This window comes from Bradyrhizobium neotropicale (genome assembly GCF_001641695.1).
Classification (GTDB): domain Bacteria; phylum Pseudomonadota; class Alphaproteobacteria; order Rhizobiales; family Xanthobacteraceae; genus Bradyrhizobium; species Bradyrhizobium neotropicale.
Genome location: NZ_LSEF01000048.1, coordinates 11113 through 13442, shown reverse-complemented (window position 1 = coordinate 13442; position 2330 = coordinate 11113). Strand labels below are relative to the sequence as shown.

The 2330-nt window shown below is 64.8% G+C and carries 3 protein-coding genes and 1 pseudogene; 2 read left to right on the top strand and 2 right to left on the bottom strand.

From position 1 onward, the window contains the following. Nucleotides 1–550 (top strand): annotated as a pseudogene (locus tag AXW67_RS44065) (acetate/propionate family kinase); the annotation flags it as partial. Here AXW67_RS44065 and AXW67_RS16180 read toward each other — a convergent pair. Both AXW67_RS16180 and AXW67_RS44060 read right to left on the bottom strand, forming a co-directional pair. Next, a complete protein-coding gene (locus AXW67_RS16180; RefSeq protein WP_063678677.1) occupies nt 544–1383 on the bottom strand; it encodes an RMD1 family protein in 840 nt (279 codons plus the stop codon). The pseudogene AXW67_RS44065 and the gene AXW67_RS16180 sit on opposite strands and share 7 nt — an antisense overlap. Next, a complete protein-coding gene (locus tag AXW67_RS44060) occupies nt 1380–1796 on the bottom strand; it encodes a hypothetical protein (protein WP_245315575.1) in 417 nt (138 codons plus the stop codon). The genes AXW67_RS16180 and AXW67_RS44060 overlap by 4 nt, the downstream gene beginning before the upstream one ends. A 63-nt stretch (nt 1797–1859) precedes the next feature. Between AXW67_RS44060 and AXW67_RS16175 the strand changes: the two genes are divergently transcribed. Continuing rightward, nucleotides 1860–2330: glycosyltransferase (locus AXW67_RS16175; RefSeq protein ID WP_245315573.1), on the top strand; the 471-nt coding region annotated here is incomplete at its 3' end.

Genomic DNA, 2330 nt, shown 5'->3' with positions numbered 1-2330 from the left:
GAGCCTATGTGCGCTCCATGGTGCCCGCAGCGTCGACACCACGATGGGGCTGACGCCGCTCGACGGGCTGGTGATGGGCACGCGCTGCGGCACGATCGATCCCGGCGTCCTGCTCTATTTGCAACAGCACGAGAAGATGTCCGTCGAGGCCGTGCAACATCTGCTCTATCGCAAGTCCGGGCTGCTCGGCGTCTCCCGAATCTCGGCGGACATGCGGACACTGCTTGCGAGTAGCGGGACTGCCGCACGGGAGGCGATCAATCTCTTCACCTTCCGCGTGGCGCAGCAGGTCGCGATGATGGCGAGCACGCTCCAGGGGCTGGACTGCGTGGTCTTCACCGGCGGCATCGGCGAGCACAGTCACGAGATCCGCAGCGAGATCTGTGCGCGCCTCGCCTGGCTCGGCGCGCGCATCGATCCGCTAGCGAATGACGAGGCGCGTGAGCGCATCAACAGCCACGACAGCGCCGTCGACATCTTCGTCGTCCCGACCAACGAGGAGCTGATCATCGCGCGGCATTGCGCGGCGGTGCTGCAAGCGGGTCAGTGAGTTCCGGCCAGGATCTGGATGCAGCCGATCACGACCTCGATCACGATCAGCACCACCACCGCCACTTCGAGCCGCAGCGAGCGCTGCGTGTCGATGATGTCGGTCAGCGCGTTGGCGGTCTCCGACACGGCCTTGAGCTTGCGCTCGAGCGTCTCGAGGCGCTCCTTCAGCTCGTACTCGTCTTCGAGACGGGAATAGAGCCGGTCGAGCTCCGGCTTCTCCCAGAGCACGTCGGGTTTCTCGGCAACGGCAACACGGCCGGCGACGCGCTGCTGGACCAGGAGCGCATTGCCGATCAGTTGCAGCATGCCCTTGCGCTCGCGCGGCGTGCGGCCCTTCTCGGCGAGCTTGCGCGCGAAGGGCTCGATCACATCGAAGACCGCAGCGACGCGCCGCTCGTCGCGGGCCAGCGACGTGCTCTTGGCGAGCGCGTCCGCAATCAGGAGCAGGCGGTCGACGGAGAATTTTGCGAGGCAGATCGGCCCGCCCGGCTGGATCGCCTCGGCGTTTTCATCGTGGCAGAGCTGCGCCTGCGCGGTCTCCTCCTCATAAGGGCTGAACTCGCCGATCACGCGCGGCTTCAAATTATCGATGAAAACCTTCTCCTCCGACGGGAGCAGCCCGATCAGCACCACGACACCGTAGCGGAAGATCACGGCAAGCCCCGCATGGACGCGGAAGGCGGCGGGCGTCGAGGAGACCCGCTGGCCGATCTCGAGTCCCGCGGCGTTGATGCGGTCGCCCAGCATCACCGCGCGGATCCGCAAGGTCGGCTCGGCGTCCTGCTTCGGCGTCGTCGGCGTCGTGCCAAGGGTGAGCTGATCGGCGTTCACGCAACTATCCTGCTCGGGGCCACGGTGAGGCGATACACGACGGCCCGGGATCCATCGAAAACCTCGAGCGGATGATCGCAGATGGAGCAGCGGAATTCACCGGCTTCTCCGGTCAGGGATGATAGCGTAATCCGGCGGAAACCGGCTCCACATTTCGGACGGATGATGTCATCTTTTTCCATGGTTGCACGCTTTCCCGGCTGAACGGCCGATCCGGCATCGGCGCCTCCGATCGGCCCACGCTCGACAATCACTGCAGCGATGTCCGGTTTCCTCCCGTCATGGCGCGCATTTGCCGAAACATTCGGCAAAGCTGTCGGCCTGGATGCGAAACATTGGGATGCGATGGGCCATTCGGGTTTACCATCGAACGCCGACGCCCCTTCAAAAAGTTGCGCTCGGCAGCGCAGCATGTTTATGACACCATCATAACAAGGCACGTTTCTTCCGAAATTTGAGCCAACGAAGCCTCAATCATGCTGAGCGTCATCATTCCGACCGAAGGTGTCGAACAGACGGCGGTCGCTACGCTGGCCGCGCTGGTGCCCGGTGCCGCCGCCGGCATCATCCGCGAAGTTCTGCTGGTCGACGGCACGCGTAACGGCGTCATCGAGCGGGTGGCTGACGTCGCAGGCTGCCGCTTCATCGGTTTCGAGGGATCCTCGCAAGGGGCGGCGCTTGCCGCCGGCGCGCGCCAGGCCCGCTCGCCCTGGCTGATGTTCCTGCACGCCGGCGCGGTGCTGGAAACCGGCTGGATCGACGAGACCACCCAGTTCATCCAGACCGTTTCAGCCAGCGGCCGCGACCGGGCCGCTGTGTTCCGATATTCCCGCTCCCCCTACGGTGATACCAGTCCGCGCGACATGTTTCGCGCAGTGGCGCGAAAGTTCATCGGCCCGTTCGGCGACCAGGGGCTTTTGATCGCGCGCGATCATTACGACCGGCTC

Bases quoted from the DNA above. Each gene is read 5' to 3' on its own strand.
- AXW67_RS44060 (WP_245315575.1), bottom strand. From the start codon at position 1,796: ATGCTGCGCTGCCGAGCGCAACTTTTTGAAGGGGCGTCGGCGTTCGAT.